Consider the following 24,745-nt stretch of genomic DNA (forward strand, 5'->3'; position numbering starts at 1 on the left):
GGCTTACATTTATTTACAATGCTATTTTTAAAATTGTATATAATTTAGGTAATTATATTGGTGGGGTTAATAATGCGTACTTTTTTGATTATTCTATTTTCAAATGTGTTAATTGGTTGCGCTGCTGCGGGTATAATTTTAGATGGGGCAGCGCGCTCTCAACCTGGTCCAGTAAATGCGGGGCCTGTTGTAAAAGATAAAGAGGGCTTTAGCTTTACTAAACTCGGTGTTGAAGCCGATATGGCTATAGTTGAATTTATTAAAGGTAAGGGCGATAACAATACGGTACAAGTATGCAGGCAAGTGAGTAAAGTATTGAAAGAGTGTGTAGAGTTAGAAAAGTCATCCCTACACACTAATGAGCCTATGCAGTTAAAAACTGATGATGAAATAATAAGTGTTGGTCAATAAAGCTGCTTATAAAAAAGTAGCTATGATCGTAGCCTGCTTGCATTTCAAGTGTAAGTGGGTAGCCTTTTTTATCAGCAATAGCGACTAAGTTTTCTGGCTTAAGTTGCTCTTGTAAAAAGCCATCAGCATCACCTTGACTCACTAACATAGGTAAGTAATGAGCTTGCTCTGCGTTTTTCATCAACTCGCAGCTATCATATTGTGCCCAAAGCGCCTTATCATTTCCTAAATAGCCAGTAAATGCTTTTACACCCCAAGGGCATTCAATCGGATTTACAATAGGGCTAAAAGCCGAGGCACTTACAAACGCAGTCGGGTTTTTAAGTGCAACCATTAATGCACCGTGCCCGCCCATAGAGTGACCACTAATTGCTTTTGTGCTTGTAATCGGAAAATGTTGTTCAATAAGTGCTGGTAATTCACTAACAACATAATCGTACATATTAAAATGAGTGTTGTAAGGAGCTTGCGTGGCATTTACGTAAAAGCCTGCGCCTTGTGCAAAGTCGTAGCTGTCTTCATTGGGGACGTTTTCGCCGCGCGGGCTAGTGTCAGGCGCTACAATAGCAATACCCAGCTCAGCTGCTTTTTTAAATGCGCCGGCTTTTTGCATAAAATTTTCGTCTGTACAGGTTAAACCTGATAGCCAATAAAGTACCGGTACTTTGTTTGTCTCACTTGCGCCAGGTGGTAAAAATACGGCAAAGCGCATAGTGCTATGTGTACTTTGCGAGCTGTGAGTATATTGTTTATGCCAACCGCCAGACACTTTTACACTTGAGATATTTTCTAACATACTTAATCCTTAAAAGCCGTAAACTTAAAAGTATTACGGCTTATTAATAAGCTATTTTACGAATGCAGTTTATTAGTAATGAATGACTGTACGAATGCTTTTACCTTCGTGCATTAAATCAAATGCTTCGTTAATATCTTCAAGGCCCATTGTATGGGTAATAAAGTCGTTAAGAGCAAATTCTCCAGCCATATAACGCTCTACTATTTCAGGTAGTTGTGAACGACCCTTAACGCCACCAAATGCACTGCCACGCCATACACGCCCAGTTACCAGTTGAAACGGACGGGTTGATATTTCTTGGCCAGCACCGGCTACACCAATAATTACCGATTCGCCCCAACCTTTATGACAACACTCAAGCGCTGAGCGCATAACATCAACATTACCAATACATTCAAACGAGTAGTCAACGCCACCGTCAGTCATTTCAACAATAACTTCTTGAATTGGCTTGTCGAAATCTTTTGGATTAATTAAATCAGTTGCACCAAGTTTTGTTGCTAAATCGAATTTAGTGGTGTTTATATCAACACCAATAATACGACCCGCACCAGCCATTTTTGCGCCAATAATGGCTGATAAACCAATACCGCCTAAGCCGAATATAGCAACAGTGTCGCCAGGCTTTACTTTAGCAGTGTTGGTAACTGCGCCCATGCCTGTTGTTACACCACAGCCTAGTAAGCAAATCTCTTCTAGTGATGCTTCTTTATTTACTTTAGCGAGTGAGATTTCTGGCAATACAGTGTACTCAGAGAACGTTGATGTACCCATGTAGTGATAAATTGGTTGGCCGTCTTTAAAAAATCGTGTAGTGCCGTCTGGCATTAGGCCTTTACCTTGTGTTTCGCGCACGGCTGAACACAGGTTAGTTTTACCTGAAGTACACATTTTACATACGCCACATTCTGCAGTGTATAAAGGAATAACATGATCCCCAACTTCAACACTCGTTACGCCTTCGCCAACAGCATAGACAACACCAGCGCCTTCGTGACCTAAAATAGCAGGAAATATGCCTTCAGGATCTTGGCCCGATAATGTAAATGCATCGGTATGACACACACCTGTAGCGGTAATTTTTACCATGACTTCGCCTTTTTTAGGCATCATCACATCAACTTCTTCAACACTAAGTGGTTGATTAGGACCCCAAGCAATGGCAGCTTTTGATTTAATAAATTCAGACATGTGTTTTATTTCCTTTAACTGGCTATTAAAAAATAATTGTAGACCCAATTTGCTTGGGTGATGTGCTTATTGTATTTGTTTCTCAAACAATGATAATCTCAATTTTATTAAAACACTTTTACAGTATGGTAATAATGGCACGTTGGAATGGAATAGATGAGTTTATAGCTGTTGGGGAGGAGGGCAGCTTTACTGCGGCTGCAAAAACGCTTGGACTTTCGGTTGCGCATATTAGCCGCCATGTTACAGCGCTTGAGCAACGTTTAAATACCCAGCTTTTAACCCGTACAACCCGTAAAGTGGTTTTAACTAAAGAAGGCGAAATGTATTTACATCAAATAAAACACTTACAACACGCTATGGACGAGGCAACTCAAGGTCTTGCCACGCACCAAACTACACCAAAGGGTAAAATTAAGCTCACAGCCCCTGTTATGTATGGGGAAACGTTCATTATGCCTATAGTGCATAATTTTATGAAGGATCATCCCGAGGTAGAAGTTGTTGCCACATTAAGTAACGAGCAAGAAAACTTATTAGAGGGCGGATTTGATTTAGCCATAAGGTTAGGGCATTTAAAAGATTCGAGCTTAAAAGCGCGTAGGTTAAGTGCGCGGCGTTTTATTATGTGCGCGGCACCACAGTATTTAACGCGATTTGGTGAGCCGCATACTTTAGGCGAGCTAAACAGCCATGAATGCTTAATTGGGAATAGTAGCTACTGGCGTGTAAACGAAAATGGGCGCGATAAACACATTAAAATAGCGGGGCGGCTACAATGTAATAGTGGTTGGGCGCTGGTGGATGGCGCAAAAAAGGGGCTTGGTATTGTGCAACTCCCAGACTACTACATTGAGAACGAAATTAACTCAGGGCAATTGGTGCCTATTTTAACACCCTATCAACCACAGCAAGAAGGGGTATGGGGCGTATATCCACCAAGGCAGTTTGTGGCCACTAATGTACGGGTATTGCTCGATTATTTAGTTAAAGGGTTGAAAACTTAACCGCGAATTAATGGTTAAACATGTATTGCTGTAAATATAGCCAAGTATCAGATTTTTAAATTATTTCTTACATTTTACGCCATACCCAAAGGCACTTTTTTCGTGCTACTATTGATCAATACTTTTACGATAAGTGTTAAAAATAATATGTTTCAACCGGTTAGCTTATTTATAGGGCTTAGATATAGTCGCTCCTCTAAAGGAAATGCGTTTATATCGTTTATTTCGTTTTTTTCTATTGCCGGTATCGCTATTGGTTTAATGGCATTATTTACGGTAAGCAGTGTAATGAACGGGTTTGAAAATAGCCTAAAAACCAATATGCTTGGACTTATTCCGCATGTTGAAGTTCGCGCAGATAAACACACTGCCACCCAAATGAACACCCTAAAAACCGACCTCGAACAATCTCCTTATGTTGATCATGTAAGCTTATATCGCCACGGCGAAGCTATTTTGCAAACGAATAAAGACTTGCACGGCGTTTTATTACAAGGCCTTTATAACGATAGTGGTTCTTTGTATAGAATTACCGATAAAATAGTGCAAGGCGATTGGAAAACTGTATTAAACAAAAATTACAACATTGCTATAAGCCGTTATTTGAGTCGTAAATTAGGCGTTAGCGTGGGTGATAAGCTTCGCGTTATTATGCCTAATGCTTCAACGTATACACCACTTGGGCGAGTACCCAGCCAGCGTTTATTTAAAGTTGCCGCAATATACGAAACCGGATCTGAGATAGATATGGCACTTGCGTTTACGAGTGGCGCTTCACTACAACGGGTGTTAAAGCTGGATAAAAACACTGCCCCAAATTTAAGTGTTTCATTGCACGAACCTTTCGAACTAGATGAGTTTATTGAAGCAAGCCAGCGTATTTTACAAGATCATAATTATAGTGATTGGCGCAGTACCCAAGGTACTCTATTTGCAGCCGTTGCTATGGAAAAGCGCATTATGTCTATGTTGCTTGCCCTCATTGTATTGGTGGCTGTATTTAATATTGTATCGGCATTAACCATGATGGTAAGCGAAAAACAAGGTGAAGTAGCCATACTACAAACGTTAGGTTTAACACCTTCGCAAGTGCAAAAAGTGTTTATGGTGCAAGGCCTATATAATGGCGTAATTGGTACCGCAATAGGCGCATTTTTAGGTGTAATATTTAGTTTATATATAAATGAGCTACTTGCATTAGTGGGCTTAAACTTACTGGCGGGTATAGAGCTTCCGGTAAAATTTGATATTTTGAGTTTAGTAATAATAGCGTTTGCCAGTATTGCTATGAGCTTTTTAGCTACCTTATATCCTGCGCGTAAAGCCGCAAAAGTAAAACCAGCAGAGGTATTACGTTATGAATGATTTAGTAATTAGTTGTGAAAATTTAAGTAAGGTTTATCAAGATGGCAGCAACCAAGTTGAAGTATTAAAAGGCGTTGATTTAGCGCTTCAGCAAGGTGAAATGCTGGCTATTGTGGGGAGTTCTGGCTCTGGTAAAAGTACGCTTTTACACATACTTGGCACATTAGATACCGCAAGCTCAGGTAGCGCTAAAATTAAAAACCAAGAAGTTGCAAAACTTTCGCGAACAGAGCAAGCCGCATTTAGAAACCAAAATTTGGGCTTCATCTATCAATTTCATCACTTATTAATGGAGTTTAGCGCAGTTGAAAACGTGGCTATGCCATTATTAATTAAAGGCTTGAGTGCAAAAGAAGCCAAAGCTCAAGCGCTCGATATGCTCGAAAAAGTAGGCCTTGCACATCGCAGCTCGCATAAACCGTCTGCGCTTTCTGGTGGAGAGCGCCAACGCGTGGCTATTGCCCGCGCGCTGGTTACTAAACCTGCGCTTGTGCTTGCTGATGAACCAACCGGTAATTTAGATAAACAAAATGCGATTAAAATTTACGATTTAATAAATGAGCTTAACCAAAGCTTAAACACCAGTTTTGTGGTAGTTACACACGATTTAGAACTTGCCGATAAGCTAGGCAAAATAGCTTATTTAGACGATGGAAAACTAGCTATTAAAGAGTCGCAGCATGTTGCTTAGTGCATTTTTAAGTAAACGTTTTAGAGCCTATTCAGGCCACAAAGATGAAAAAAACGGCTTTGTTAGTTTTATCGCTAAAGCGTCGACTATTGGTATTTTATTAGGTGTCGCGGTTTTAATTGTGGCGCTGTCGGTAATTAATGGTTTTGAGCAACAACTAGTACATAGATTGCTAAGCGTTGTGCCGCAGGTGGAATATGTAGCACCAAGTAGACCCATCGCGAATTGGTCGCAAAAAGTTGAGGATTTACAAACACAACCGCATGTAACAGGGGCTGCGCCATTTATTGCAGTGAATGGGATGGCGCAATATAAAAGCCAGCTAAAAGCGATAGAAATTCGAGGTGTTGAGCCATCGCTAGAGAGTAATGTATCGGCGGTAAACCAGTTTACCAGTGGTAAGTTAGTGAGCCAGTTAGGCCTTGACGATGTAATTTTAGGTAAGCAAATAGTAAAACAGTTAGATGCAAAAGTAGGCGACAACATTACGTTACTTATTCCGCAAATAGGCCAAAAAGGTCAGTCATTATTAGCGCCTAAACGCGTAACACTTAACCTTGCAGGTGTTATAGAAATGGGAGGCCCCATTGATAGTACAGCTGCGTTTATACATCTTAATAAAGCGCAGCAAACATTGGGTTACGATGAAACTCAAGTAACAGGGCTGCGGTTAAGTGTTGATGATGTGTTTTCGGCGCACCAAATAGCGCTAAAAGTGGGCCAAACTATTGACGACTACGTGTATGTTTCCAGTTGGTTTAGAACCCAAGGCAGCCTTTATCAAGATATTCAAATGGTACGTACCATTGTTTATATTGTGGTGTTTTTAATTATAGCGGTAGCCAGTTTTAATATTGTGTCCTCCTTGGTGATGGAAGTACGCGAAAAACAAGGCAATATCGCAATTTTAAAAACCATGGGCGCGAAAGACAGTACTATTTTAGCCACCTTTGTAATGCAGGGCTTAATGCAAGCATTTGTAGGCGTGGCACTAGGAACACTAATTGGTGTGGTATTAGCGCTTAATATAAGTGAGCTTTTTACGTGGATAAGCCAATTATTTGGAGCTAATCCACTTGAGGGCGTTTATTTTATAGAGTTTTTACCAAGTAAATTAGTACTTGAAGACATTGGTATTACAGTGATTGTTACGTTTGTGCTTGCGATACTTGCCACTATTTATCCTGCATGGCAAGCAACACGGGTAGATCCTGCTAAAGTGCTTGGTAATTAGTAAAAGGGTTTAACATGCGAGCCAGTTACAGTGCAATGCACTTTGTTTATGTGCAATGGCTAAAGAAACGCTCAAAATCAGCAAGTGGCGCAGATGGCATTTTTGCCTTTTCGCTTATTTTATTATTAAATTGTATCATGCTAGCTGGGGTGTTTTCCCCGCATTTATTGCACAACATAACCAGTGTGTCTCGTGTGATGGTGTGCTTAATTGGCATTGTTTTATTGTTAGGGATTGCTGTGTTGAATGGGCTTTATTTAGGAAGCGGTAGCAATTATATCAATAATGTAAAACGCGCTTTTAGGGCTAATTCTAAAAAACGCTACTTTGTAGCAATGATAATTTGGTTATTTGGCTCTATTATTTTGGTATTTCCTTTATTGGCACTAAGGTTTGTTTATCCTTAGCGTTAACAGTAATAAACAATAGGGCACTATAACGAAACCTGTTAAACTAGGCGCTTATTTAAAATTAAGCAATAACTGCTTGGTTGCTATACCTCACTTTGGGATTTACTTTGACTAATAACGATATTTTACGCCGCATTCGCTACACTTTTAACTTAACTGATACTGCTATGGTCAATGTTTTTGCATCAGCAGAGCATACGGTCACCAAAGAGCAAGTAATTGCATGGTTAACTAAAGAAGGTGAAGAGGCTTTTACCCCAATAAGTGATACTGAGTTTGCTAGCTTTTTAAATGGGTTTATTAATACCCAACGTGGCAAACGCGAAGGTGAGCAACCAGAGCCTGAGAAAAAGCTGAACAACAATATTATTTTTATGAAGCTACGTATTGCTTTAAATATGAAAGCAGAAGATGTTATAGCAACACTTGCACTTGTTGATTTTGATCTGAGTAAACATGAGTTAAGCGCGTTTTCTCGAAAAGTAGATAACAAACATTACCGTGTTTGTAACGATCAAATATTACGCTTGTTTTTAACCGGCGTACAAAAGCAGCACCGTCCAGAAGAGTCTGCTGAGTAACTGGTTTTAGCTAATTAGCTTTTAGTTAATGGGTTTTTTGCGAGCGCAATGCAGTATAAAGCCCATTAATTGTTATATTTTTTAAAAAATCCACACCTAACCTAATACTTCTAAAACTCCTTTTTGAAAATATAAAAATTCGCTTGGCACTGTTCTAATTTTAAATCTGTGAATTTAAATTCATCTTTAATAAATAAAAATCAAACTTCTAATCAAAAATAATTCACGTAGCTCGCGTTAAATATCTTAATTTTTCATGCTAAGGTAATAGTTAATTATATTAAATTAAGACCTTAAAGCATGAATCATAAACTTGATCACGTTTACTTTAACATCTGATAAATACTTTTATTATTAACACGGAAGAATAATTATGAATTATATCCATAGCACAATCGCACAATTAAAAAATAGTAGTCCTGCACAATGCGAGTTTTATCAAGCTGTTGAAGAAGTACTTGAATCACTCGAACCTATCTTAGAAAACTCAGAAAAATACAAAAAAAATGCCATTATACAACGCTTAGTTGAACCCGAACGTCAAATTATGTTTAGAGTTCCCTGGGTTGATGACGAAGGCAATATTCAGGTCAATAAAGGCTACAGAATTGAGTTTAACTCTGCACTTGGCCCCTATAAAGGTGGCTTACGTTTTCACCCAAGTGTAAATGCCAGCATAATTAAATTTTTAGGGTTTGAGCAAATATTTAAAAATGCTTTAACAGGTTTACCAATCGGTGGTGGTAAAGGCGGGGCAAACTTTGATCCAAAAGGGCGCTCAGATGCTGAAATAATGCGTTTTTGCCAATCATTTATGAGCGAGCTCTATCGCCATATTGGCCCTACAACCGACGTACCCGCTGGAGACATTGGAGTAGGGGCAAGAGAAATAGGTTACTTGTTTGGTCAATATAAGCGTTTGACTGGGCGCTATGAAGGTGTTTTAACAGGTAAAAGCTTATTGTGGGGTGGATCGCTTGTACGAAAAGAAGCCACTGGATACGGCGCTGTTTATTTTGCTGACTACATGCTGCAAGCGCGCGGCGATAGCCTACAAGGTAAGCGCTGCTTGGTCTCGGGCGCAGGTAATGTTGCTATTTATGCTATGGAAAAGCTTTATCAAATGGGGGCAACACCAGTAAGTTGCAGCGACTCTCGTGGCACTGTGTATCATAAGTCGGGTATAGATTTAAATCTTATTAAATGTTTGAAAGAGCAATCGCGTGATTGCTTGAGCGTATATAAAAAAACTCACCCCGATGCTATTTATATTTCTGCAATTGACTACCCTAAAGATGGGCACGCTGTTTGGCGCTTTAATGCTGCCGCTGCTTTTCCGTGCGCCACACAAAATGAATTAACACAGGCAGACGCTAACGCATTATTATCCGGCGGTTGTTTATTAGTAAGTGAAGGCGCAAACATGCCTTCAACAAAAGAGGCTATTGATTGCTTTATTGCTGCAAAAATTGCGTATGGGCCAGGTAAGGCCGCCAATGCTGGCGGCGTTGCAACAAGCCAATTAGAAATGGCGCAAAATGCGAGCATGCAAAGTTGGACCTTTGAAGAAGTTGATGAAAAGCTAAAACAAATTATGAAAAATATATTTGTTACCGCTAACGACACCGCTACAGAATTTGGTGAGCCTGGAAACCTTTTATTAGGCGCTAACATTGCAGGCTTTAGGCGCGTTGCAGATGCAATGATTGAGCAGGGTGTCGTTTAATATTAAAGCTGAACAATAAGGCTTTAATATAATGTGATTTTAAAACTAGCCATAAAATTGAGTATATTATGGTTAGTTTTAAATATTAACGCCATTAGTGAACTATAACCCTATAAAGCTGGGCTATAACAGCGTAGGATCAAGTTACTTTCGAATGAAAATTAGGTTTGCACTTTAGGTGCATTAAGACAAAAAATTATGCAACTAACTGCAAAACCATCACTTCCTAATGCGTTACTTATTTCTATTAGTACACCACAATTTAAAGGTGACGAAGCAACAGAGTCGCTAGCAGAGCTTGCTCGTTTGGTAACTACGTTAGGCTTTAAAGTAGTAGGTACACAATCGCAAAAGCAAAGTTCTACCCAAAAAGTTAATGTACTGGGCTCAGGAAAACTAGCTGAAATAGCACACCTTACCGGCAATAAAGGGATGGTTGAAAACGAGCAAGAAGATGATTTACTTGATGAAGACCCTTTAACCGAAATATCCTCAGAAATTCCATCAGACGAACTTGATTTTGCATGTGCCGATGTAGTGGTATTTGACTGTGATTTAACGCCTTCTCAACTACGTAATGTTGAGAATCAGCTGGGTGTGGAAGTATTTGATCGCACCGGTATTATCATTGAAATATTTAGCCGTCATGCGCGTACTAAAACTGCAAAATTACAAGTTGAAATTGCTCGCCTTAATTATGTCGCGCCACGACTGCGTGAAACATCAACAGGTGATAAAGAACGCCAAATGGGTAAAGGTGCGGGTGAAACCACACTTGAGCTTAATCGCCGTAAGGTGCGCGATCAGTTAGCAGAATTAAAGCGCGAACTTGTTAGTGTTCAAGATGTAATGATGGACAGACGTACGCAGCGCTCTGAGCTATTCTCAGTGGCTTTAATTGGTTATACCAATGCGGGCAAGTCATCAATGATGCGCGCAATTACAGGTAGTGATGTAGAAGGCGAAAACAAACTTTTTGCAACGCTAGATACCACTGTTCGCGCACTGTACCCGATTACGCAGCCACGTATATTGGTTTCAGATACGGTTGGTTTTATTAAAAAATTACCTCATGATTTGGTGGCTTCATTTCATTCAACGCTCGCTGAGGCACATGATGCGTCGTTATTGCTGTATGTTGTAGATGCTTCAGATCCTTCTTTTCGCTCACAACTTGAAGTAGTACATAAAGTACTGGCAGAAGTTGGGGTGGAAGGCAGCAAAAAATTATTAGTACTGAATAAGTCAGACCAATTAAGTACTGAGCAGCAGCAGTCGCTAATGGATGAATTTCCTGATGCGATGATGACCTCTACGCGTAATCCAGATGATATTAGTAAATTGCACAAATACATTATTGGCATTGCTCAAGAGGACATGATTGAAGAAGAGATTGTTATACCGTACACAGCCAAAGGTATCGTGGGCGAAATTCGATCGAGTATGAGTGTTGTTAAAGAAGAATATGAATACAGCCATATTAAATTAACAGTGCGCTCGAGTGCGATTGATTTAGAACGTTTAAAAAAGAGAATGTTAGATTTATAATAAATTTAGTATACAAAAAGCACAGCCGATTGGCTGTGCTTTTTAATCGTTACTTGAGGTAGATTTATTATTCAGAGTTCAGATTTTTTGTAGAGAAAAATTAGGAGAAGGCTTTGTCGCTTAGCTCTTCTTGCATTTGCTCACGCATTTTAAATTTTTGCAGTTTACCTGTTACTGTCATTGGATAGTTTTCTACAAAACGGATATGTCGTGGCATTTTAAAATAGGCTAGTTTGTCTTTTAAAAACTCACGAATTGCTTGCTCATCAAGCACAGCGTCTTCTTTTGGTTGGATCCAAGCGCACACTTCCTCGCCATACCTTTCATCTGTTATACCAAATATGGCAGCATCTTGAATGCCCGGGTAGGTGTAAAGCACTTCTTCTATTTCGCGCGGATAAATGTTTTCGCCGCCACGAATAATCATATCTTTAATACGGCCAACAATAGTGACAAACCCTTCTGTATCCATGACACCTAAATCGCCAGAGTGTAGCCAACCACTTTCATCTATTGTGGCTTTTGTTTTAGCATCGTCATTCCAATAGCAGCGCATTATGCCTGCACCTTTACTACACACTTCGCCAGGTTGACCAATTTTTTGAATGTTACCCAGCTCGTCAATTATTTTAACCTCAGTATGGGCAAGTGCGCGGCCAACCGTCGTTACTTGCCGCTCTATTGAAGAGTCTGTTTCGGTAATGTTGTTTATGGGGCTGCACTCCGTTTGCCCGTAAGCAATCAGTACTTGATGCATGTTCATTTGTGTTTGTACTTTGCGCATTACTTGCTCTGGGCATGTAGAGCCTGCCATTACACCCGTGCGTAAAGTACTTAAGTCATAATCGTTAAAATTACTTAGCTCAAGCTCACTAATAAACATAGTAGGTACACCGTGCAGCGCTGTACATCCTTCTTGTTGAACTACATCTAGTATGGTTTTTGCATCGAATGAATCGCCTGGGTAAATAGCTGCTGCACCTTTACTAACACACAATAAGCTACCCAATACCATTGCAAAGCAATGATATAACGGGATAGGGATACATAACTTGTCATCGCTCGTAAAGTGCATAGATTCGGCGACGAATAGCGCATTATTTAAAATATTTTTATGAGTGAGCGTTGCGCCTTTCGGGTTGCCTGTTGTGCCTGATGTAAATTGTATATTGATGTCTTGCTCAGCATTTAAGTTTGCACCTATTGCTTTTAATTCAAGCTCATGTGCCGGTGCTGGCAAGTTAATAACATCGTTAAAAGAGTACATACCAGGAGATGCTTCATCGCCGATGCGGATTATATTTTTAAGAGTGGGCAGTGCTTTTAAATTAAGTGTGTCTTTATCGCAAGTTGCAAGTTCTGGAGCCAAACCATTGAGCATTTCTAAATAATCACTGCCTTTAAAGTTTGATGCTGTGATTAGAGTAGAGCATTCAACACTATTTAAGGCGTATTGTAATTCGTTAGGGCGATATGCAGGGTTGATGCAAACCATTATTGCGCCAATTTTTGCGGTTGCAAATTGGGTTAAGCACCACTCAATATTATTAGGAGACCAAATACCAACACGCTCGCCTGGTTTCACGCCAAGTGCCAGCAACCCCATAGCAAGTTGATTAACTTCTTTTTGAAATTCTTTATACGTTAAGCGAATACCCTGGTGATGAACTACAACAGCTAACGCCTCTGGATTTTTGTCGACAATAAAGTCAAAGTACTCGCCTATAGTTGAATTTGTTAAAGGTGTGCTTTGTATACCTTTAAAATAGCTTTGCGATAACGGTAAGTGATTTATTTGTTCTACTTCTTTTACCGCAATAGTGTGTGTGTGCATTGCTCTCTCCATGAAAATGTGTGTGAGTTATGTAAACTACAAAGTTAAAATAAACACATATTGTCGACAAAGAGAAGTGCAGTTAGACTAATGTATTATTAGATTAATAAAATCTAATTATGTTTTTTAGATACAAAAAAACGCGTCTTACAATGTAAGTACGCGTTTTTAAACGAGTAATGAGTTTACATTTCGTCGCTGCGGTATGTTTTTTTCATTATGTAAACGTAAGCGTTTACAAATGCATTTTCTTGGTACTTTTTAAGACCTGTTTCTTCAAAATCAATAGGAATAGGATTACGCTTTACCTGTTCTTTAATTTCAGTTGTGGTAAATAAACGTACGTCTAAATTGTCGATTAATTGAATCGCAGTTTCCATTTTGAATCCCTTTGCGCTGCCAGCAAATTTACCTTTAGGCTGACGCTCACGGATTGCAACAGAATCAATTTGGTAATCTTGCATTAGTTTTGCAAAATCGAATTGAAATTTACGCATTACTTCAGTGTCGTTACCGTTACCTAAGGTAAAGCGTGTTTGGCGCACATCGCGAATATCAAATACGTCATTATCTTTACTTAAAATACAAAGTAGTACATCACTACCGGTAATTTCTACACCACATGTTCTCATGTCTATTCTCTAAAATAACTTAATTACGCAGTATTATACGCAACACACATTAAAATGCGAGTGTAGGTATAGTTGTAGGTGCGTAATTAGTGCGTTGATGCTTTTATATTTTAATGAAATGATTTTTTTTGCTCTAAAAGTTACATTTTGTGCTCAAAACGGGTGGATTTCACCCCTTAAAACTTGTAATTAAATGCGCAGCACGCGACAATATATCTTTGTAGTTGAATAGACTCTGCATCTACATTTATTAGTCAATGCTTATTCGTAAAAGCGTTGTCGAGTCATTCTCATTTAATTTATTAAAAATACACGTGATACATTGTAGGTGTCACCACTGTAGCAAGGATTTATAATGCCAGTTATTACTCTTCCAGACGGAAGTCAACGTAGTTTTGAAAACCCTGTAAGCACGCTTGATGTTGCAAACGATATTGGCCCTGGTTTAGCTAAAGCGACCATTGCGGGTCGTGTTAATGGCGACCGTGTTGATGCATGTGATTTAATTAGTGAAGACTCTCGTCTTGAGATCATTACCGCTAAAGACGATGACGGCCTTGAAATCATTCGTCACTCTTGTGCTCACTTAATTGGTCATGCAGTTAAGCAACTTTTCCCAGACGCAAAAATGGCAATTGGTCCTACCATTGATAACGGTTTTTACTACGATATCGATATGGAACATTCATTATCACAAGATGATCTTGAAGCAATTGAAAAGCGTATGTTGCAACTTGCAAAAACCAACTACGACGTAGTGAAAAAAACAGTAAGCTGGCAAGAAGCACGCGATACATTTGAAGCGCGTGGCGAAACATACAAAATAGAAATTCTGGACGAAAACATCGCTAAAGATGACCGCCCAGGGTTATATCATCACGAAGAATATGTAGACATGTGTCGTGGACCTCACGTTCCTAACATGAAATTTTGCCAAAACTTCAAAATAATGAAAGTTGCGGGTGCATATTGGCGTGGTGATTCAGAAAACAAAATGCTACAACGCATTTACGGCACAGCGTGGGGCGATAAAAAGCAACTTAAAGCGTATTTAAAACGCCTTGAAGAAGCTGAAAAACGCGATCACCGCCGTATTGGTAAAGCGCTTGATTTATGGCATTGGCAAGAAGAAGCGCCAGGCATGGTATTTTGGCACAACGATGGTTGGAGCATTTACCGCGAGCTTGAAGAATTTGTACGTGAAAAGTTACGCGAATATGAGTACGAAGAAGTAAAAGGTCCAATGATGATGGACCGTTCACTTTGGGAAAAATCAGGTCACTGGGAAAAATATTCAGAAGCAATGTTTACCACTGAGTCTGAAAAGCGTGAATACGCGATTAAACCAATGAACTGCCCAGGACATGTGCAGATCTTTAACCAGGGTTTAAAATCGTACCGTGATTTACCACTTCGTATGGCTGAATTTGGTTGTTGTCATCGTAATGAACCATCAGGTGCACTACACGGTTTAATGCGTGTACGTGGCTTTACACAAGATGATGCTCACATTTTCTGTACCGAAGAGCAGATAATGGACGAAGTTTCAGCGTGTATTAAGATGGTTTATGATACATATGAAACATTCGGATTTGAGAAGATTGTAGTTAAGCTATCTACTCGCCCAGAACAACGCATTGGTGAAGACCATATGTGGGATAAAGCAGAGCTTGCTTTAGCCGAAGCACTTAAGCTAAACGATATTGAATTTGATTATCTTCCGGGTGAAGGCGCGTTTTATGGTCCGAAGATTGAATTTACTTTATACGATTGTTTAGACAGAGCGTGGCAGTGTGGTACAGTGCAATTAGACTTTGCATTACCGGGTCGTTTAGGCGCTACTTATGTAGCAGAAAATAACGAACGTCGTACACCTGTAATGATACATCGTGCTATTTTAGGCTCTATTGAACGCTTTATTGGCATTTTAACTGAAGAGTACGCTGGTTTATTCCCGACGTGGCTTGCGCCAAAGCAAGTGGTAATTATGAATATTACCGATAAACAGGCTCCTTATGTTAAAGAAGTAGTACAAAAATTAAATAAACTTGGAATTAGAGCCGCTGCTGACTTGAGAAATGAGAAGATTGGCTTTAAAATCCGTGAGCATACACTGAAGCGTATTCCATACTTGCTTGTTGTTGGCGATAAAGAAGTTGAACAACAAGAAGTAGCAGTGCGTACTCGCACAGGTGAAGACCTAGGCAAATTTAATGTCGATGATTTTGTAGCTAAAATTAGCGAAGAAATTAAAAATCGACAGTAAAAATCGAGCGTGTAAGGCATTAACAAACAGCCAATTACACGCTTATATTATTGATATTCTTGGAGGAACGTACTATTAGAGGCGGCAAGAAAGGGCAACAAACAGCTCAAAAAAATCGTATTAACGAAGAAATTACAGCGCAAGAAGTTCGTTTAATTGACATTGAAGGCGAACAAGCTGGAATTCAGTCATTACAAGACGCGCAAACTATGGCCGATGCAGCGGGTGTTGATCTTGTTGAGATCAGTCCAAACGCTGAGCCGCCTGTTTGTAGAATCATGGATTACGGTAAGTTCATCTTTGAAAAAAGCAAAGAACTAAAAGAGCAGAAGAAGAAGCAAAAGCAAATCCAGATAAAAGAAATCAAATTCCGTCCTGGTACGGATGAAGGTGATTATCAGGTTAAGCTTCGCAACTTACGTAAGTTCTTAGAAGCTGGCGATAAAGCTAAGATTACTATCCGCTTCCGTGGTCGTGAAATGGCTCACCAAGAAATTGGTATAGAATTATTAAACCGTATCAAAGCCGATTTAGAAGAACTTGCAGTAGTTGAGTCTTTCCCAAATCGTGTTGAAGGTCGCCAAATGGTTATGATGATGGCGCCTGTTGCTAAAAAATAATTTTTAAGCGATAATACGCACCGAAATTAGCTCAGGTCTGCAAGTAATATGCGAATATTCACCTGAGTTAACCGGTATTAAAGTAAGATTGCGGCATTTATGTTGGGTCTTCACCGGAACATGGCAGTAAGTTAGGCCTAAAAGTGGAGCTATAGAAATATATCTCACGCCTGCTTACTAATTTAAAAGCAATACAATTTGGAGTTATTGCAATGGCTTATAAGCTAAAAAGTCACAGTGGCGCTGCTAAGCGTTTCAAAAAGACTGCTTCTGGCGGTTTCAAGCGTAAACAAGCGCATCTTCGTCATATTCTGACTAAGAAAACTTCTAAGCGTAAGTTACACCTACGTCCTAAGATGATGGTTCATAAAAATGACCATGGTCTAGTTTCACGTATGTTACCGTTCGCTTAATAGGGGTTTTTAGAAATGGCAAGAGTTAAACGCGGCGTTGTCGCACGTGCACGTCACAAAAAAGTTTTAAAACAAGCAAAAGGTTACTACGGAGCACGTTCACGTGTTTACCGCGTAGCTTTCCAGGCTGTTACTAAAGCGGGTCAATACGCTTACCGTGACCGTCGTGCGAAGAAACGTACTTTCCGTCAATTATGGATTGCACGTATCAATGCTGCTTCACGTCAAAATGGTCTGTCTTACAGCCGTTTTATCAATGGTCTTAAAAAGACATCTGTAGAAATCGATCGTAAGATCCTTGCAGATATCGCTGTTTATGACCAAGTTGCATTCGCAGCGCTTGTAGAAAAAGCAAAAGAAGGCCTAGCCGCTTAAGCTTTTTCATATAAGTATTAAAAAGGAGCCTATGGCTCCTTTTTTTGTGCCTGTAATTTAATAACTTACACTTTTTTATAGCTGAGCTAAATCGGCTTTTTCAAATTAATACCCATCTGCTTATATTAGCTCTATTTATCGATAAAAAAATACGTTAGAGCAGGGCGAAATTCACTATTTAGTTGTTCTTGGCAATTGCTCCATCATTACTCACTCTCCTGGATCCATGCAGACGTATATCAGACATTTTTGGCGCTGTTAGCGTCAGATGTAATCCTTTAAATTGATTAAGTATTTTTACGAGTTGGTATAAATAGTAATGTAATGAATTACTGTACATTAATAACGTTATATAGCCTTAAAAGACAGGTGTGAATGAGTGACATGTAATTGGCTGCATTTTTTTGTTGAATCACCGCAGTTTCCTCATTATAAAAAATTTAGTTGATATAATTTATATAATTAAGGCGTTTGTTAGAGAATTTTATGTTTGCAAGTTTACTAGTTTTATCTGCAAGTGTGGCGTATGACGCACACTTACCTCCATTAATTGAGTGGCAGGGGAAAAGCGTAGAGCTTTTACAAAAACAAGGGCCGTTAACTACTGATTTTGAGTTGTCAGAAGGTGAAGCGTCGCCAGATTATGCAAATACAATGGCATTTGTAGATAGATTAGTTGCTGCAAACCCTACTCAGTTTCAATCTCAAACCATTGGCTATAGTAATAGCAAGCGTGCAATAAAAATGTTGATTGCCAGTGAACAAGGTTTTTTTGAAGCAAGGCAAATGGCTAATAGCACTAAGCCAACTATTTTTATTCAGGCAGGAATACATTCTGGTGAAATAGACGGTAAAGATGCCATGTTTATGTTACTCAGAGATATAGCGACGGGTAAGCGCCGTGACATTTTAAAAAAGGTAAATATATTATTTATTCCTATATTAAATGTAGATGGACACGAACGTAGTAGTGCATTCAATCGCATCAATCAACGGGGCCCTACAAAAATGGGCTTTAGAACAAATGCTAATAACCTTAATTTAAATCGTGATTTTACTAAATTAGATACCCCAGAAGTTAGAAGTGTTCTAAAGGTTATTAACGACTACAACCCAAATTTATACATTGATGTACACGTAACCGACGGCGCAGATTACCAATACGATGTGACTTATGGCTACAATCCGGTATTTTCAAGCGAGTCGCCTGCGGTATCTGATGCACTAAACCAGTTTTTTAAACCTCTGATTGACGATACGCTAGCTAAGCAAGGGCACATGCCAGGGCCACTTGTTTTTGTTATGGACAAGCGCGACTTTAAAAAAGGATTAGCGGGATGGGTTGCTACGCCGCGCTTTTCAAATGGTTGGGGTGATTTAAAGTCATTACCGACTATTTTAGTTGAAAATCATTCATTGAAGCCTTACAAGCAACGTGTATTAGGAACTTACGTATTTTTAGATGGTGCTATTACTGCGCTATCAAAGCACAGTCATGAATTAGCTAATGCAGTAAAAAAAGAACAGGAATTTGTTCCTAAACAGTTAATAGTAAAGCGTGGCTATGCCAAGCAAGCTGATACGATTGCGCAGTTTAAAGGTATTGAGTATTCATCAAGCATGAATGCGCTCTCAGGCCAAAATGAAGTGAAGTATTTGGGTAAAGCACATACATATACCGACTTACCTATTTATTGGCAAAAAGATGTACAACATACAGTTGAAGTACCTAAAGCTTTTTTTATTCCGCCTGTATATCGCAATATTATTAAGAAACTAAAGTTACATGGTGTCTCTATTAATAAACTTGAAGGGGCAAACACACAGCCTTTAAAAGTAGCAAAGGTGGCAGACTACACGTTTGATAAAGCACCCTTTGAAGGCCGTTTTAGAGTATCAGCAAGTTTTGATTATGTCCCTGCTATAAATGTAGATTTAGATGGTTGGTATCAAGTCAATACTCAACAAAAAGCAGGTGAGCTTGCTGTGCATTTATTGCATCCTGAAGCACCAGATTCGTTTTTTGCATGGGGGGAATTTAATACTATTTTTCAGCGTACTGAGTACATGGAAAACTATGCACTAATTCCGTTTGCACGCCAAATGCTAAAAGACAATCCAAAGCTAGCGCTTAAGTTTGATGAAAAGCTTAAAGATAAATCGTTCGCAAGCGACGCTGATGCGAGATTAAACTGGTTATATGAGCAAAGTCCATTTTATGATCAAGCGTACTTAAAGTACCCAATATTGATGTCATTTGAAGAAGAAGTTGTTATCCCGGATCAAAAAAGTAAAGAAATCTAATATGCAAATTATAACCATTCCCGTCACTGCATTTACACAAAATAGTCGTATTATTTGGTGTAGTGAAACTAAACAAGCCGTAGTCATAGACCCAGGTGGCGACCCTGATAAAATAGTAGCAGCCCTTAATGAGCATAAACTAGAATTAAGTGCTATTTGGTTAACGCACGGGCATTTAGATCATGTGGGTGGGGCTGATATTTTACGTAATCAATTTAACGTACAAATTATTGGCCCATAAAAAGATGAGTACTTCTGGTTTGAAAACTTACCTATGCAAGCACAAATGTTCGGGTTTAAACCCATTGAGCCTTTTTATCCGGATATTTGGCTAAACCATAACGATACCGTGAGCGTAGGTAAACTTAGCTTTTTAGTGAAGCATTGCCCAGGGCATACACCTGGTCATATTGTGTTTTATCAACAAGACAATGAATGCGTTATTGTAGGTGATGTTATTTTTAAAGGCTCAGTAGGGCGAACTGATTTCCCTAAGGGGAATAGCGAACAACTTATAGAGTCGATTAAGACGCATATTCTAACCTTACCTGATAATACTAAAATATTGGCAGGGCATGGGAGCGACACTACGGTTGGATTTGAAAAACAAACAAATCCTTTTGTGAGTGGTAAGTTTGGTTAAGTTACTTATTTGAAGTTTGGCAAACTGCATAAAAATTAAAAATAAGCAGACTGAGTTTTAAAATGGTTGTATAATTTAACCAGTTTATTTGATAAATAAGAAATAAAATGTCTCTAAATCACGTAGATCGCCAAATATTGGCACTTTTACAACAAGATGCTAGTTTATCAACCGCAGAAATTGCTGATAAAGTAGGCTTGTCTCAATCTCCATGCTGGCGTCGAATTGCCAAGCTAGAGCAAGATGGTTATATAAAAAGCAAAGTGGCTCTTTTAGATGAGAAAAAACTTGGCTTTGATATGCTTGTATATGCACATGTGCGTTTATCAAATCACGGTAAAAAGAACCTTGCTGAATTTGAAAAACTTATAATGAGTTACGATCAAGTAACAGAGTGTTACACCATGGCTGGAACAATGGACTTTATGCTACGCATAATTTCACAAGGCATAGAAGGTTATGAGCACTTTGTACGCGATAATTTACTAAGCTTAGAATATGTACAAGAAGTACATTCTAATGTAACAATGACATGTGTAAAACGTAGTACTTCCCTCCCTTTATAAAAGCACTTCTTTTAAAAGCTAAACCTCTTTTAGTTTAGTTTAACCACATAATGACAATTGTTAACTGAGCGCTAATTTGGTAGAATTTAGCGCTTTTTTGATACCCATTACACCATTTGAGGAACTCAATGTTTAACTTACTCAGTAGGGCGCCTAGCTCTGCTAAAAACGATATTCTATCTGGATTAACTGTGGCGCTAGCCTTGGTGCCAGAAGCTGTTGCGTTTGCCTTTGTTGCAAATGTAGAACCTTTAGTTGGTCTATATGCCGCGTTTATCGTTGGTTTAATCACGGCTATATTTGGTGGCCGCCCCGGTATGATTTCAGGTGCAACCGGTGCACTAGCTGTTGTTATGGTAAGTTTAGTGCTTGATCATGGTGTTGAGTATTTATTTGCGACCGTATTGCTCATGGGCATACTGCAGATACTCGCGGGTGTATTTAAACTCGGTAAGTTTATCCGCATGGTTCCTCATCCGGTAATGCTTGGTTTTGTAAACGGCTTAGCTATTGTTATTTTTCTTGCTCAGTTAGGACAATTTAAAGTGCCTGATGGTATGGGCGGACAAGAATGGATGACGGGTAACCCGTTATATATTATGCTTGGTTTAGTGGCTTTAACCATGGCTATTATTCAGTTTTTACCTAAACTAACAACGGCTGTACCCTCTACATTAGTCGCTATTATTACAGTGACTGCTTTAGTCATTGGTTTGGATTTAGAAGCGCATACTGTAGTTGATTTCTTAAAAGGAATGACAGGCGACGAAGCTGCAACAATTGCAGGCGGTTTACCTCAATTTCATATTCCTATGGTGCCGTTTACTTTCGAAACGCTACAAATTATTTTTCCTTATGCACTTATTTTAGCGGCTATTGGTTTAATTGAATCATTATTAACGCTTAGCTTAATTGACGAGATTACAGAAACTCGCGGTCATAGTAATAAAGAGTGTATAGGCCAAGGCGCTGCAAATATTACTTGTGGTATGTTTGGTGCTATGGGTGGTTGTGCAATGATTGGTCAATCAATGATCAACATTAACTCAGGTGGTCGTTCTCGCTTATCGGGTATAAGTGCTGCATTGATGTTGCTTGCGTTCATCATATTCGCTTCAAGCTTAATTGAGATGATCCCACTAGCTGCACTTGTTGGTGTTATGTTTATGGTTGTATTAGGTACGTTTGAATGGGCCAGCTTTAAAATGATGAAGCGTGTGCCTCTATCAGACGCGTTCGTAATAGTACTTGTATCGGGTGTGACTGTTATTACCGATTTAGCGATTGCAGTATGTGTAGGTGTTATTGTATCTGCATTAGTATTTGCTTGGCAGCATGCTAAGCACATATACACAACTAACTATATTGATGAAGAAGGCGCTAAAGTATATGAGTTACATGGCCCGCTTTTCTTTGGTTCAGTTAAAAACTTTGCAGAGTTATTTGATGTTAAAAATGACCCTAAAAATGTAATTGTTGAATTTAAGCATAGCCGCGTATCTGATCACAGTGCAATAGAAGCAATTGACACACTTGCTGATAAGTACACAAAAGCAGGTAAACAACTTCACTTACGTCACTTAAGTAAAGACTGTACGCAGTTGTTGCATAAAGCACGTGATTTGGTTGAAGTGAATGTGATTGAAGATCCAACATACAAAGTAGCATCAGACAAACTAGCTTAATTTACACAAAGCTATTTATATTTAAAAAGCGAAAGGTGAATAACCTTTCGCTTTTTTAGTGTATCTACTATTTGTTTGCGGTAAGACTATTAAAAAGCAAGGTAGGCTGTAGTGCTATGCAAACTCATAAATCTATATAATAAGACTATCTAATTTTATTGAAATTAGCCCTACATAGGTAAAAATAATAAAGAATAACAAGCGCCTATTTTATAGAATTAGTCTTTAACTATACGGAGTAAACATCTATTTTGAACTGGCAATATTTAGTCGATAACAGACAACGCTTTTTTTGGCTTTTGCAAATTGCAGGCTGGATTGGTTATGCGTTAGTAAATTATATTGGCTCTAAAGTATTTGAAATGCGTGATATATACGTATTTGTTATTTTATTGAATGCTTACGCTGGTTGCTTAATGACAGTACCGCTTAGGTATATTTACCGTAAAATTTGGAATGCCTCGCCTTGGGTATTAATGATTGTAGTATTTGGTGCCTCTTATATAACGGGCACTCTATGGGCTGTCGTTCAAAAATTTAATTTGTGGGAAATATACCGCCATGGTTATAGACCAGAGGAGTGGTTTTATTACCTGCAGCAAGGCTTAGATTCTGTATATATTATTTTATGTTGGAGTGGTTTGTACTTTGGTGTTAAATACTATCAGTTATTACAAAGTGAGCGACAAAAAGCACTAAAAGCCACAACTATGGCACACGAAGCGCAATTAAAAATGCTTAGGTATCAGCTTAACCCCCATTTTTTATTCAATACACTTAACGCTATTTCTACTTTAATTTTGGTTAAAGAAAACAAAGATGCTAACTTAATGGTAGCAAGGTTAAGTGACTTTCTACGTTATACATTAAATACCGATCCAATAAAAAAAGTACCGTTAGAGCAAGAGTTACATGCGCTCATGCTTTACTTAGAAATAGAACGTGTACGTTTTGATGAGCGATTAAAGGTAAATGTAGATATAAGCGAGCAAGCTAAAGAGGCTTTAGTACCGAGCTTAATTTTGCAACCTATTATAGAAAACGCGATTAAATATGCTATTGCCCATCTAACAGAAGGTGGAGTAATTGATATAAAAGCACAGGTATTTGCGAATGAGTTATTACTAGAAGTGGGCGACAACGGCCCAGGAACTGACATACTCGATGGCCAATTAGTTAACGCTCAAGGCGTAGGTGTCGCTAATACCAAAGATAGATTAAAAACGTTGTATGAAAATAATTATTCGTTTGTATTATCACATAATACGCCAAGTGGATTAAAAGTTAATCTGCGAGTACCTTTTGAGAAGGCTGTGAAAAATGACTAAAATAAAAACACTCATTGTTGATGATGAACCGTTAGCACGAAAAGGTTTAGCGGTAAGGCTCGAAGAATACTCTGATATTGAAGTAATTAAATTGTGTAGTTCAGGGGCTGATGCAATTGAAATGTGTCAAAGCGAGAAAATTGATTTGGTTTTTTTAGATATTCAAATGCCAGGTATGAATGGCTTTGAAGTAGCAAGAGCCCTTAGCGAAAGCTCAAAAGCATTACCAGCGATTGTATTTGTAACGGCCTTTGACCAGTTTGCTGTAAAAGCGTTTGAAATTCATGCTCTCGATTACATTTTAAAACCCGTTGATGATAACAGACTAAAACAGGCGGTAGAAAAAGTGCATACCTACTTAAAAACGCAGCAAGACAACGCCCATAAGAAAAAATTAGCGAGTTTTGTAGCCGGTATTACTGGTAACAATTGCGAAGAAATACTTAAAAAATTAGCCACTGGCGATATGCTAACAGACAGACGTTACCCAGAATCGCTTGCTGTAAAAGAGCAGGGTGAAATTATACGGGTACCTGTAGCGACTATCCAATGGGTTGATGCAGCAGGTGACTATATGTGTTTACACTGTGAAGACGGACAAACGCATATTCTACGTAAAACAATGAAAGAGCTTGAGCAAGAGCTCGACCCTCAGTTATTTGTGCGTGTACATCGCAGCGCAATAGTAAATACAAAACAAATTAGTAAACTGGTTACACAAGTAAGTGGTGAGTATTTATTAGTACTTGAAAATGGCCAAGAATTAAAAGTGAGCCGTAGCTACCGAGATAAGGTTAAAGCGGCATTAGCAAGTTAAAGCCAACGCTTTTATTACAGACACAAAAAATGCGAGCTAAGCTCTAATGCCGTTCACTTAAGGTGAACGGCTTTTTTATTTCTAGCGTACCGCTGTGGTCTTGGGTTGACTGAACGAGGAAAACTTCGCTCCCTTCGTGGCTCTAGAATGAGGCTTTCTGCCATCGCATAAAAGTATTTTAATTGACGTGGTATGGCTCCAGGTGTTGAATAAGGTAATCCAACAAGCAACCTCATTATTTGAGCTAAACTACCATTGAAACTGAGTTGGTATGGTAAATAATCACCTTTTAATGTGTG

At 38.9% G+C, this 24,745-nt stretch carries 22 protein-coding genes and 2 pseudogenes; 19 read left to right on the forward strand and 5 right to left on the reverse strand.

Translation table 11 applies throughout. The annotated features are described in order from the left end of the window. The first annotated feature begins 72 nt into the window (after positions 1 to 72). On the forward strand, positions 73 to 411 hold the full coding sequence (locus tag I6F43_RS09205) for a hypothetical protein (protein WP_197101996.1): 339 nt from the start codon (positions 73 to 75) through the stop codon (positions 409 to 411). On the opposite strand, the gene fghA is transcribed toward I6F43_RS09205, so the two are convergent. Next, the gene (fghA, locus tag I6F43_RS09210; RefSeq protein ID WP_121954832.1) at positions 365 to 1,207 is read right to left on the reverse strand and encodes an S-formylglutathione hydrolase; all 843 of its coding nucleotides are present in this window, start codon (positions 1,205 to 1,207) and stop codon (positions 365 to 367) included. The two genes, I6F43_RS09205 and fghA, sit on opposite strands and share 47 nt — an antisense overlap. A 72-nt stretch (positions 1,208 to 1,279) precedes the next feature. Further along, positions 1,280 to 2,401 carry an S-(hydroxymethyl)glutathione dehydrogenase/class III alcohol dehydrogenase gene (locus tag I6F43_RS09215; protein WP_182720871.1) on the reverse strand — a complete coding sequence of 374 codons (1,122 nt, stop codon included), beginning with the start codon at positions 2,399 to 2,401 and terminating at the stop codon, positions 1,280 to 1,282. A 134-nt stretch (positions 2,402 to 2,535) separates the two neighbouring features. Here I6F43_RS09215 and I6F43_RS09220 point away from each other — a divergent pair, with 134 nt between their 5' ends. From I6F43_RS09220 to hflX, 8 genes are all read left to right on the forward strand, one after another. Then, positions 2,536 to 3,408 carry a LysR family transcriptional regulator gene (locus tag I6F43_RS09220; protein ID WP_197101998.1) on the forward strand — a complete coding sequence of 291 codons (873 nt, stop codon included), beginning with the start codon at positions 2,536 to 2,538 and terminating at the stop codon, positions 3,406 to 3,408. A gap of 147 nt (positions 3,409 to 3,555) precedes the next feature. Then, positions 3,556 to 4,773 (forward strand): lipoprotein-releasing ABC transporter permease subunit, encoded by a 1,218-nt coding sequence (locus I6F43_RS09225; RefSeq protein ID WP_197102000.1) that lies wholly within the window; start codon positions 3,556 to 3,558, stop codon positions 4,771 to 4,773. After that, a complete protein-coding gene (lolD, locus tag I6F43_RS09230) occupies positions 4,766 to 5,464 on the forward strand; it encodes a lipoprotein-releasing ABC transporter ATP-binding protein LolD (RefSeq protein WP_007375330.1) in 699 nt (232 codons plus the stop codon). The genes I6F43_RS09225 and lolD overlap by 8 nt, the downstream gene beginning before the upstream one ends. Then, on the forward strand, positions 5,454 to 6,698 hold the full coding sequence (locus I6F43_RS09235) for a lipoprotein-releasing ABC transporter permease subunit (protein ID WP_008134012.1): 1,245 nt from the start codon (positions 5,454 to 5,456) through the stop codon (positions 6,696 to 6,698). Before lolD ends, I6F43_RS09235 begins: the two co-directional genes overlap by 11 nt. Before the next feature lie 14 nt (positions 6,699 to 6,712). Further along, a complete protein-coding gene (locus I6F43_RS09240; protein ID WP_197102002.1) occupies positions 6,713 to 7,105 on the forward strand; it encodes a hypothetical protein in 393 nt (130 codons plus the stop codon). A 110-nt stretch (positions 7,106 to 7,215) separates the two neighbouring features. Continuing rightward, positions 7,216 to 7,689, forward strand: coding sequence for a DUF1456 family protein (locus I6F43_RS09245; protein WP_002960721.1), 474 nt, complete (start codon positions 7,216 to 7,218; stop codon positions 7,687 to 7,689). 373 nt (positions 7,690 to 8,062) lie between these two features. After that, positions 8,063 to 9,415, forward strand: a complete 1,353-nt coding sequence (gdhA, locus tag I6F43_RS09250; protein WP_197102004.1) for an NADP-specific glutamate dehydrogenase — start codon at positions 8,063 to 8,065, stop codon at positions 9,413 to 9,415. A 198-nt stretch (positions 9,416 to 9,613) separates the two neighbouring features. Beyond that, positions 9,614 to 10,963, forward strand: a complete 1,350-nt coding sequence (hflX, locus tag I6F43_RS09255; RefSeq protein ID WP_024592374.1) for a GTPase HflX — start codon at positions 9,614 to 9,616, stop codon at positions 10,961 to 10,963. A gap of 100 nt (positions 10,964 to 11,063) precedes the next feature. On the opposite strand, the gene I6F43_RS09260 is transcribed toward hflX, so the two are convergent. Continuing rightward, positions 11,064 to 12,797: an AMP-binding protein gene (locus I6F43_RS09260; RefSeq protein WP_197102006.1), complete on the reverse strand. Its 1,734-nt coding sequence runs from the start codon at positions 12,795 to 12,797 to the stop codon at positions 11,064 to 11,066. Between the two features lie 185 nt (positions 12,798 to 12,982). Beyond that, positions 12,983 to 13,429 (reverse strand): DUF3010 family protein, encoded by a 447-nt coding sequence (locus tag I6F43_RS09265; protein WP_007582681.1) that lies wholly within the window; start codon positions 13,427 to 13,429, stop codon positions 12,983 to 12,985. Between the two features lie 355 nt (positions 13,430 to 13,784). Here I6F43_RS09265 and thrS point away from each other — a divergent pair, with 355 nt between their 5' ends. The 10 genes and pseudogenes from thrS to I6F43_RS09315 all read left to right on the forward strand — a co-directional run bounded on the left by thrS (position 13,785) and on the right by I6F43_RS09315 (position 24,446). After that, the gene (gene thrS, locus I6F43_RS09270) at positions 13,785 to 15,695 is read left to right on the forward strand and encodes a threonine--tRNA ligase (protein WP_007582683.1); all 1,911 of its coding nucleotides are present in this window, start codon (positions 13,785 to 13,787) and stop codon (positions 15,693 to 15,695) included. A gap of 59 nt (positions 15,696 to 15,754) precedes the next feature. After that, positions 15,755 to 16,315 (forward strand): translation initiation factor IF-3, encoded by a 561-nt coding sequence (gene infC / locus I6F43_RS09275; protein WP_002960714.1) that lies wholly within the window; start codon positions 15,755 to 15,757, stop codon positions 16,313 to 16,315. A 212-nt stretch (positions 16,316 to 16,527) separates the two neighbouring features. Continuing rightward, positions 16,528 to 16,728: a 50S ribosomal protein L35 gene (rpmI, locus tag I6F43_RS09280; protein WP_002960713.1), complete on the forward strand. Its 201-nt coding sequence runs from the start codon at positions 16,528 to 16,530 to the stop codon at positions 16,726 to 16,728. A gap of 15 nt (positions 16,729 to 16,743) precedes the next feature. Next, positions 16,744 to 17,103, forward strand: a complete 360-nt coding sequence (rplT, locus tag I6F43_RS09285) for a 50S ribosomal protein L20 (RefSeq protein WP_002960711.1) — start codon at positions 16,744 to 16,746, stop codon at positions 17,101 to 17,103. A 486-nt stretch (positions 17,104 to 17,589) separates the two neighbouring features. Continuing rightward, positions 17,590 to 19,407: a M14 family metallopeptidase gene (locus I6F43_RS09290; RefSeq protein ID WP_197102008.1), complete on the forward strand. Its 1,818-nt coding sequence runs from the start codon at positions 17,590 to 17,592 to the stop codon at positions 19,405 to 19,407. A 1-nt stretch (position 19,408) separates the two neighbouring features. Then, a pseudogene (locus I6F43_RS09295) lies at positions 19,409 to 20,050 on the forward strand (MBL fold metallo-hydrolase). A 107-nt stretch (positions 20,051 to 20,157) separates the two neighbouring features. Further along, positions 20,158 to 20,616: an Lrp/AsnC family transcriptional regulator gene (locus tag I6F43_RS09300; protein WP_007375323.1), complete on the forward strand. Its 459-nt coding sequence runs from the start codon at positions 20,158 to 20,160 to the stop codon at positions 20,614 to 20,616. Positions 20,617 to 20,744: 128 nt separating this feature from the next. Continuing rightward, positions 20,745 to 22,301, forward strand: a complete 1,557-nt coding sequence (locus tag I6F43_RS09305; protein ID WP_010554472.1) for a SulP family inorganic anion transporter — start codon at positions 20,745 to 20,747, stop codon at positions 22,299 to 22,301. 251 nt (positions 22,302 to 22,552) lie between these two features. After that, the gene (locus I6F43_RS09310; RefSeq protein WP_197102010.1) at positions 22,553 to 23,629 is read left to right on the forward strand and encodes a sensor histidine kinase; all 1,077 of its coding nucleotides are present in this window, start codon (positions 22,553 to 22,555) and stop codon (positions 23,627 to 23,629) included. Continuing rightward, complete coding sequence (locus I6F43_RS09315) at positions 23,622 to 24,446, forward strand: LytR/AlgR family response regulator transcription factor (protein ID WP_007582688.1); 825 nt, start codon at positions 23,622 to 23,624, stop codon at positions 24,444 to 24,446. Before I6F43_RS09310 ends, I6F43_RS09315 begins: the two co-directional genes overlap by 8 nt. A 53-nt stretch (positions 24,447 to 24,499) precedes the next feature. On the opposite strand, the pseudogene I6F43_RS09320 reads toward I6F43_RS09315, so the two are convergent. After that, positions 24,500 to 24,745 (reverse strand): annotated as a pseudogene (locus I6F43_RS09320) (IS4 family transposase); the annotation flags it as partial.

The sequence above is a fragment of the Pseudoalteromonas sp. NZS71_1 genome, from assembly GCF_015864305.1.
Lineage (GTDB): Bacteria > Pseudomonadota > Gammaproteobacteria > Enterobacterales > Alteromonadaceae > Pseudoalteromonas > Pseudoalteromonas arctica.

What these genes read in the sequence shown, in the direction of transcription:
- gdhA (WP_197102004.1), top strand. Translation starts at nt 8,063, where the DNA reads ATGAATTATATCCATAGCACAATCGCACAATTAAAAAATAGTAGTCCT.
- I6F43_RS09265 (WP_007582681.1), bottom strand. Translation starts at nt 13,429, where the DNA reads ATGAGAACATGTGGTGTAGAAATTACCGGTAGTGATGTACTACTTTGT.
- thrS (WP_007582683.1), top strand. Translation starts at nt 13,785, where the DNA reads ATGCCAGTTATTACTCTTCCAGACGGAAGTCAACGTAGTTTTGAAAAC.
- I6F43_RS09305 (WP_010554472.1), top strand. Translation starts at nt 20,745, where the DNA reads ATGTTTAACTTACTCAGTAGGGCGCCTAGCTCTGCTAAAAACGATATT.
- I6F43_RS09315 (WP_007582688.1), top strand. Translation starts at nt 23,622, where the DNA reads ATGACTAAAATAAAAACACTCATTGTTGATGATGAACCGTTAGCACGA.
- I6F43_RS09205 (WP_197101996.1), top strand. Translation starts at nt 73, where the DNA reads ATGCGTACTTTTTTGATTATTCTATTTTCAAATGTGTTAATTGGTTGC.
- I6F43_RS09215 (WP_182720871.1), bottom strand. Translation starts at nt 2,401, where the DNA reads ATGTCTGAATTTATTAAATCAAAAGCTGCCATTGCTTGGGGTCCTAAT.
- I6F43_RS09260 (WP_197102006.1), bottom strand. Translation starts at nt 12,797, where the DNA reads ATGCACACACACACTATTGCGGTAAAAGAAGTAGAACAAATAAATCAC.
- rpmI (WP_002960713.1), top strand. Translation starts at nt 16,528, where the DNA reads ATGGCTTATAAGCTAAAAAGTCACAGTGGCGCTGCTAAGCGTTTCAAA.
- I6F43_RS09225 (WP_197102000.1), top strand. Translation starts at nt 3,556, where the DNA reads ATGTTTCAACCGGTTAGCTTATTTATAGGGCTTAGATATAGTCGCTCC.
- hflX (WP_024592374.1), top strand. Translation starts at nt 9,614, where the DNA reads ATGCAACTAACTGCAAAACCATCACTTCCTAATGCGTTACTTATTTCT.
- lolD (WP_007375330.1), top strand. Translation starts at nt 4,766, where the DNA reads ATGAATGATTTAGTAATTAGTTGTGAAAATTTAAGTAAGGTTTATCAA.
- I6F43_RS09235 (WP_008134012.1), top strand. Translation starts at nt 5,454, where the DNA reads ATGTTGCTTAGTGCATTTTTAAGTAAACGTTTTAGAGCCTATTCAGGC.
- fghA (WP_121954832.1), bottom strand. Translation starts at nt 1,207, where the DNA reads ATGTTAGAAAATATCTCAAGTGTAAAAGTGTCTGGCGGTTGGCATAAA.
- rplT (WP_002960711.1), top strand. Translation starts at nt 16,744, where the DNA reads ATGGCAAGAGTTAAACGCGGCGTTGTCGCACGTGCACGTCACAAAAAA.
- I6F43_RS09220 (WP_197101998.1), top strand. Translation starts at nt 2,536, where the DNA reads ATGGCACGTTGGAATGGAATAGATGAGTTTATAGCTGTTGGGGAGGAG.
- I6F43_RS09300 (WP_007375323.1), top strand. Translation starts at nt 20,158, where the DNA reads ATGTCTCTAAATCACGTAGATCGCCAAATATTGGCACTTTTACAACAA.
- I6F43_RS09240 (WP_197102002.1), top strand. Translation starts at nt 6,713, where the DNA reads ATGCGAGCCAGTTACAGTGCAATGCACTTTGTTTATGTGCAATGGCTA.
- I6F43_RS09290 (WP_197102008.1), top strand. Translation starts at nt 17,590, where the DNA reads ATGTTTGCAAGTTTACTAGTTTTATCTGCAAGTGTGGCGTATGACGCA.